6 protein-coding genes are annotated in these 6,907 nt (G+C 68.5%); 5 read left to right on the top strand and 1 reads right to left on the bottom strand.

Annotated features, from left to right (window positions below; genetic code table 11):
* Positions 1-228: 228 nt before the first annotated feature.
* Complete coding sequence (locus ACXJKH_RS11895) at positions 229-1,557, bottom strand: dicarboxylate/amino acid:cation symporter (RefSeq protein ID WP_256777521.1); 1,329 nt, start codon at positions 1,555-1,557, stop codon at positions 229-231.
* A 149-nt stretch (positions 1,558-1,706) separates the two neighbouring features.
* Here ACXJKH_RS11895 and ACXJKH_RS11900 point away from each other — a divergent pair, with 149 nt between their 5' ends.
* The 5 genes from ACXJKH_RS11900 (at position 1,707) to ACXJKH_RS11920 (ending at position 6,491) form a co-directional block, all read left to right on the top strand.
* On the top strand, positions 1,707-3,416 hold the full coding sequence (locus ACXJKH_RS11900) for an alkaline phosphatase (RefSeq protein ID WP_457319594.1): 1,710 nt from the start codon (positions 1,707-1,709) through the stop codon (positions 3,414-3,416).
* Positions 3,413-3,973: a WG repeat-containing protein gene (locus tag ACXJKH_RS11905; RefSeq protein ID WP_457319597.1), complete on the top strand. Its 561-nt coding sequence runs from the start codon at positions 3,413-3,415 to the stop codon at positions 3,971-3,973. The genes ACXJKH_RS11900 and ACXJKH_RS11905 overlap by 4 nt, the downstream gene beginning before the upstream one ends.
* Before the next feature lie 66 nt (positions 3,974-4,039).
* Positions 4,040-5,326, top strand: a complete 1,287-nt coding sequence (tilS, locus tag ACXJKH_RS11910) for a tRNA lysidine(34) synthetase TilS (protein WP_457319595.1) — start codon at positions 4,040-4,042, stop codon at positions 5,324-5,326.
* A 36-nt stretch (positions 5,327-5,362) separates the two neighbouring features.
* Entirely contained in the window at positions 5,363-5,623 is a 261-nt protein-coding gene (locus ACXJKH_RS11915; RefSeq protein ID WP_256777517.1) for an exodeoxyribonuclease VII small subunit, read from the top strand.
* Entirely contained in the window at positions 5,613-6,491 is an 879-nt protein-coding gene (locus ACXJKH_RS11920; protein WP_457319596.1) for a polyprenyl synthetase family protein, read from the top strand. The genes ACXJKH_RS11915 and ACXJKH_RS11920 overlap by 11 nt, the downstream gene beginning before the upstream one ends.
* Positions 6,492-6,907 lie beyond the last annotated feature (416 nt).

A 6,907-nucleotide genomic window follows, 5' to 3' on the forward strand; every position in this document is an offset into this window, starting at 1 on the left:
GGGCTCCCATGCCCTTGGAGGCGAAATAAAGGAGGAGGGGGCGGCCGCAGGCCGAGGCCGGGGGCGTCGCCGGAAAGGGCATGGGGGCCCAGCGCCCGACCCACCGACCGCCGCACCTGAAAAACTCAACAGCGCGCGTCATGCTTGCCACCGGTTTGGAAAAAGAACTCTATAAAAAGTCAGGCCCGCTTTCGCGGGCCCGTTCCTTTCAACCATGGCGCAGCGCGATCAGGACGTCCGTTCTTCAATCTCGTCCACGCCCAGATTGGTCGAAGGATTATCGTAGACCGCCCGATCGAGCAGCCCCGTCTCCTTGGCCACCAGCACCGGCACCAGCATCTGCCCGGTCACGTTGGTCATCGTGCGCATCATGTCCAGGATCCGATCGATCGCATACAGATACCCGATCGTCTCCAGCGGCAGATTGGCCGCGCTCAACACCACCGTCGCCATCACCACTGCAGTCCCCGGCACGCCCGCCGTACCGAAACTGCCCAGCACCGAGGCGATCAGCACCACGATGTACTGCTCCGGCGACAACGGCACCCCCGTGTACTGCGCGATGAACACCGCGCACAACGCCGGATAGATCGCCCCGCAGCCGTCCATTTTGATGCTCGCACCCAGCGGCACCGCGAACGATGCGTAGTCTTTGTTCACGCCCAGGTTGTGCGTGATCGAACGCATCGCCGCCGGCATCGCCGCAAAGCTCGACGAACTCACGAACGCCACCTGCATGCCCGGCGCCGCGCCACGGAAGAACTTCAGCGGGTTCAACCCGTGCGACAACAGCAGCCCACCGTAGACCACCACGATGTGGAACGCGCACGCCACGTACAACGCCAGCACGAAGCTGCCAAGCGGCAGCAGCTTCTCGAAGCCATAACTGCCCACCAGCCCGGCGATCAGACCGAAGGTTCCCAGCGGCGTCATCTCCAGCACGAAGCGCGTTACCTGGATCATGATGTCGCTCATCTGACCGGTCAGCTTGCGCGCCTCGGCCACCTTGTCGCCGAGCTTCACCATCGCAAAGCCGAGCAGACCGGCGAAGAAGATCACCGGCAGGATCGAGCCGCGCCCGGCCGCCAGCACCGTCTCACCTGCCGCGTTCACCCGCGTGCCGATGCCGGTCAACGCATAGAACACGTTGGAGGGCACCACGTCCATCAGCACCTTGATCACGCTCGGCACTTCGCGCGGCGTGTAGCCGTGGTCCATGCTCAGGCTCAGGTTGCCCGTGCCCGGCTGCAGGATCGTGCCCACCGCCAGGCCCACGCAGACCGCCAGGGCGGCGGTGATGATGAACCACAGGAACGTGCGCCCGCCGAGGGCGGCCACCGACTTCTGGCCGTGGAGCGAGGAGATCGCGTTGATCACCGCGAAGAACACCAGCGGCACCGCGATCATCTTGATCAGCGTGACGTAGAGATCGCCAAGCGGCCCGAACCAGACTTCCGCCGCCGGGCCCAACACCCAGCCGGCAAGTGCGCCCAGCACGAAGCCGCCAAGCACGCGTTGCCAGAACGGAATCCGCAACCACGCAGACACCAGCTTCATGAGCCTTCCAGAGAGAATTCGACAGCTAGGCACCTTAGCCCAACCCGGGCCGGGGAACGAGGCGCACACGGAAATTCAGCGTGTCATCGGCGTGCCTTGCTGCGTTCTGCATAATGAACGCCCGTTTCACTTATGAGATATGACTGTCCATGTCCCGTACCACGTCCTTGGTGGCAGCCATCGCCACCACCCTGCTGCTGGGCGCCTGCGCCAGCACCACGCCCGCCGCCAGCGCCTCGGGCGCCGTGCAGGTCGAGGTCCCCGCCGTGGCCCACCCGGCCGGTGAAACCCCGCAGTGGTGGTACCGCAGTGGCGCCGCGCGCGCAGCCAGCACGGGCGCGATGGACGGCAAGGCCAGGAACGTCATCCTGTTCCTCGGTGACGGAATGAGCCTCACCACGGTCGCCGCCGCGCGGATTTTCGAAGGCCAGCGCAACGGCAATCCCGGTGAAGAGAACCTGCTGTCGTGGGAGCGCTTCCCAGCCACCGCGTTCAGCAAGACCTACAACACCGACTCGCAGACCCCCGATTCGGCCGGCACCATGACCGCCATCACCACCGGCGTGAAGACCCACATGGGCGCGATCGGCGTCAGTGCCGGCACCCGCAACGACTGCGCCGACAGCTTGAACAAGGGCCTGCTCACCTGGCTGCAGTTGGCCGACAGCGCTGGCCTTGCCACCGGCGTGGTCACCACCGCCCGCCTCACCCACGCCACCCCGGCCGCCACCTACGCCCACTCGCCCGAGCGCAACTGGGAAAACGACGCCGACGTGCCCGAGGCGGCCAAGGCCGCCGGCTGCACCGACATCGCCCAGCAGCTGCTGTCCACCTCGCGCTATGGCCGTGGTCCGCTGGTCGCCCTCGGCGGCGGCCGCGCCCAGTTCACCACCGTGGAAGAACGCGATCCCGAATACGACGACAAGGTCGGCCAGCGCCTGGACGGGCGCAGCCTGGTCACCGAGTGGCAGCAGACCCATCCGGGCGGCGCCTATGTCTGGAACGCCAGGCAGCTGCAGGCCGCGGCCAATGCCCCGGCGGTGCTGGGTCTGTTCGAGCCGGACCACATGCGCTATGAAATCGAGCGCAAGGACGACCCGGCCGGCGAACCCAGCCTGGCCGAGCTGACCAAGGCAGCCATCGCCAACCTGGCCAAACACCAGGAGGGCTACGTGCTGATGGTCGAAGGCGCCCGCATCGACCACGCCAACCACAGCGGCAACGCCTACCGCGCCCTGAGCGATACCGTGGCCCTGTCCGATGYGGTGCGCGCCGCAGTGGAGGCGACCTCCGACCAGGACACCCTGATCATCGTCACCGCCGACCACTCGCACACCCTGAATTTCGTCGGCTACCCGGCGCGTGGCAACCCGATCCTGGGCAAGGTCAAGGACAAGGGTGGCGAAGACGGCACCGGCGGCCTGGATGTTGCCCGTGACGGCCTCGGCCTGCCCTACACCACGCTGAGCTACGCCAATGGCCCCGGCTACACGGGCGCGACCAACCAGCAGCCGGCCGGCCCGAAGACCTACCCGCACAATCCAAGCAGCTTCGACCCCGCCAGCGGTCGCCCGGACCTGAGCCACGTCGATACCGAGCATCCCGATTACATGCAGGAAGCGCTGGTGCCGACCAAGAGCGAAACCCACGGTGGCGAAGACGTCGGCATCTGGGCGCGTGGCCCGGGCAGCAAGGCCATCCGCGGCACCATGGAGCAGAACACGATCTACCACATGATCGTCCAGGCCACCCCGCGCCTGCGCCAGCGTCTGTGCGAGGCCGGCACCTGCGACGCCAGCGGCGTGCCGGTGGAGCTGCCGAAGCCGACCGCCTTCGAGCGCAAGACCGACGCCAACTGATGGCAACGCCGATCCGCGCCGTAAAGCACAGGGGCCGCCACACGCGGCACCTGCTGCTGGCCGGACTGTTTGCCGCCGGCAGCGCGTGGGCGGACGGTTCGCCCTGCCTGGTGCTGACCGAAGAAGACGGCCTGCAGCCGTTGGCCGGCTGCCAGTTCGTCGACGGCCGCCTGCAATTGGAGGCCAGGGCATTGGCCGCGCTGTCCTTCGACGCCAACGGACTGGCACCGTTGCACGCCGGCGGCGGCTTCCACTACGTCAAACCCGACGGTCGGCAGCTGCCGGTCATTACCTTCGACAACGGCCCGGACTATGTGGTTGAAGGGCTGGTCCGTGGCCGTGTCGGTCAACGCATCGGCTACTTCGATACCGAGTTCCGCCAAGCCTTCCCGGCCACCTTCGATTTCGGCTGGGCCTTCGAGGATGGCGTGGCCCGGGTCTGCAACGGTTGCACGCGTGGCACCCCGGACGCGGATGGCCATGTGGCCATGGTCGGCGGCACCTGGCACCGCATCGACCGCGCCGGGCAGCCGGTGTATCAGATCGACCGGCCCTGATGGCCGCGCATGGCATCGGCGCGCGACTGCGCCGATACTGCCCTCCTGCCTCATTCTGCCGTCCTCATGAAGATCTCCTTGCCACCGCCTCCGGCTACACCCGCTCCGGTCCTGGTCGGCTTCAGCGGCGGCCTGGATTCCACCGTGCTGCTGCACTGGCTGGCCCAGTCCCCGGCGCAACGGAGCGCGGGTCTGCGCGCGGTGCACGTGCACCACGGTCTGCAGGCACCCGCCGACGGCTGGGCCGAACACTGCGCCGCACGCTGTGCCGCATGGGCCATCGCGCTGCAGGTGATCCCGGTGGAGGTCGCGCGCGACAGCGGCCAAGGCCTGGAGGCGGCCGCCCGCCACGCCCGCCGCACCGCCTTTGCCGGCGCGCTGCACCCCGGCGAGCAGCTGGCGCTGGCCCATCATCGCGATGACCAGGCCGAGACCTTCCTGCTGCGTGCGCTGCGTGGCTCCGGCGTGGATGGCCTGGCGTCGATCAAGGCGCAGGCGCCGTTCGCCGCCGGCAGCGTGTGGCGCCCGTTGCTGCAGGTGCCGCGCAGTGCGTTGCTGGCCTACGCCCAGACCCATGGGCTGGCGTGGATCGAGGACCCCAGCAATGCCAGCGATACGGCCGACCGCAATTTCCTGCGCCTGCACGTGATGCCACTGCTCCAGCAGCGCTGGCCGCAGGCCGATGCGGCGTTTGCACGCAGTGCCACCTTGTGTGCGCAGTCGCAACGCCTGCTCGAAGACACCGACCACGAGGCGCTGCGCCGCTGCACCGTCGCCCCGGGCGTACTGGACTGCGCGCGCCTGCTGCGGCAACCGCACGAACGCCGCGCCCGGCTGCTGCGCCAATGGGTGCGCAACTGCGGCCTGCCGCCGTTGCCGGCCGCCGGGGTGGAGGCGATCGAACGCGAGCTGCTGCCGGCCGCGCACGACGGCGATGCCCAGTTCGCCTGGCAAGGGGCGCGGATCCGGCGCTGGCGCGGCGAGCTGCACCTGCTCTCCACCACGTTGGCGCTGCCGCCGCATTGGAGCGCGCACTGGGACGGCCGCGCGCCGCTGGCGCTGCCCGATGGCGGCCAACTTGAACTGCTGGGCGCGCCACGACTGGCGGTGCCCCTGCAGGTCCGCGCACGGCGTGGCGGCGAACGCATCCAGCTGCCTGGGCGCACCCATTCGCATGCGCTCAAGGACCTGCTGCAGCAGCGCGGCCTGCCCCCGTGGCAGCGCCGCCAGTTGCCACTGCTGTTCGACGGGGAGGCGTTGATGGCCGCCGGTGACCGGATCATCGCCGCAGCGCTGCAGCACTGGCTGGATGAACACGACGCGCAGCTGCGTTGGACGCCGGGCGTGGCGTGAATTGACCCGGCTGGATTGGCGCATCACACTTGTCCCATGCCCAAGAAGTCCCCCAACGAAACCTCCCCGGTCGCCCACTTCGAGCAGTCGCTGGAAGAACTGGAGCAGCTGGTGGAGAAGATGGAAGCCGGCGATCTGAGCCTGGAACAATCGCTCAGCGCCTACGAGCGCGGCGTCGGCCTGTACCGCCAGTGCCAGCAGGCACTGGAGCAGGCCGAACTGCGCGTGCGCCTGCTCAGCGATCCTGCCCGCCCTGAGACCGCCGAGAACTTCGACCCGCCCAGCCATGACGGTTGAGTCCACGTTCGCGCGTTGGCGCGACCGCATCGAAAACCAGCTCGACGCCAGCCTGCCCTCCCCCGACGACGCCCCGCAGCGCCTGCACCAGGCGATGCGTTACGCGGTGCTGGGCGGCGGCAAGCGCATGCGCCCACTGCTGGTGTATGCCAGCGGCCAGATAGTCGGCGCCGATGAGCACAGCCTGGATGCGCCGGCGATGGCGGTGGAACTGATCCACGCCTATTCGCTGGTCCATGACGACCTGCCGGCCATGGACGACGACGCCCTGCGCCGCGGCCGTCCCACCACCCATATCGCCTTCGACGAAGCCACCGCGATCCTGGCCGGCGATGCCCTGCAGACGCGCGCGTTCGGCCTGCTCGCCGATGCGGCGCTGCCGGCGCAGCTGCGCGTGCATTGCCTGCAGGCGCTGACCCATGCCTCGGGTGCGGCCGGCATGTGTGGCGGCCAGGCGCTGGACATCGACGCCACCGGCCACGCCCAGCCGCTGGCCGCACTGCAGCGGATGCATGCGCTCAAGACCGGCGCGCTGATCCGCGCGGCGGTGCGGATGGGCGCGCTGTGTGGCGACGCACCGCAGACCGATCTGCTGCAGCTGGACGCATTCGCCAGCGCGCTGGGCCTGGCCTTCCAGGTCCGCGATGACATTCTCGATGTGGAAGCCAGCTCCGAGCAGCTCGGCAAGACCGCCGGCAAGGACGTCGCGCAGGCCAAGTCGACCTTCCCCGCCCTGCTCGGCATGGACGGTGCCAAGGCCGAACTGGCCGCACTCAGCGAACGCATGCACGACAGTCTGGCCGGGTACGACGAACGCGCCGATGCACTGCGTGCACTCGGACGGTTGGCGGTCGAACGCGATCACTGAACCGCGGGTGGGTCGAACGTCGGGCCATGCGTCCCCTGCGGGCGAATGTCCCTCCGGCGTCGGCCTGCGGTAGGTTCGCTCGCGAGACACGCCTACGAAAAAAAGGTTTTTCTCCCCTCTGAGGGGAGCGGCTTGTTGCAAGGGCCGTCGCAGGGTGAGTACGACGCTACACGCTTGGACGGGAAGTGCCGGCGACGTGTGGGTCGGGTGGTGTCTCCGTTTGGGGTTTCCGCGAGCGTTAGGGCCCCGTAGCAGCCGGTAGGCCCCTGGCGCAAATGTCCCCCGGCCGCGGGCGGCCTCCTCCTTTATTTTGCCCAGGGGCCTACCGGCTGCTACGGGGCTCGGCTTGCGGTAACAGGTGGACGCCAAGCTTTTTTGGCTCTGGTCGGTGGGTCGGGCGGTGGGTCCCCATGCCC

The sequence above is a fragment of the Stenotrophomonas sp. P5_B8 genome, from assembly GCF_054049855.1.

What these genes read in the sequence shown, in the direction of transcription:
- ACXJKH_RS11895 (WP_256777521.1), bottom strand. Translation starts at nt 1,557, where the DNA reads ATGAAGCTGGTGTCTGCGTGGTTGCGGATTCCGTTCTGGCAACGCGTG.
- tilS (WP_457319595.1), top strand. Translation starts at nt 4,040, where the DNA reads ATGAAGATCTCCTTGCCACCGCCTCCGGCTACACCCGCTCCGGTCCTG.
- ACXJKH_RS11915 (WP_256777517.1), top strand. Translation starts at nt 5,363, where the DNA reads ATGCCCAAGAAGTCCCCCAACGAAACCTCCCCGGTCGCCCACTTCGAG.
- ACXJKH_RS11920 (WP_457319596.1), top strand. Translation starts at nt 5,613, where the DNA reads ATGACGGTTGAGTCCACGTTCGCGCGTTGGCGCGACCGCATCGAAAAC.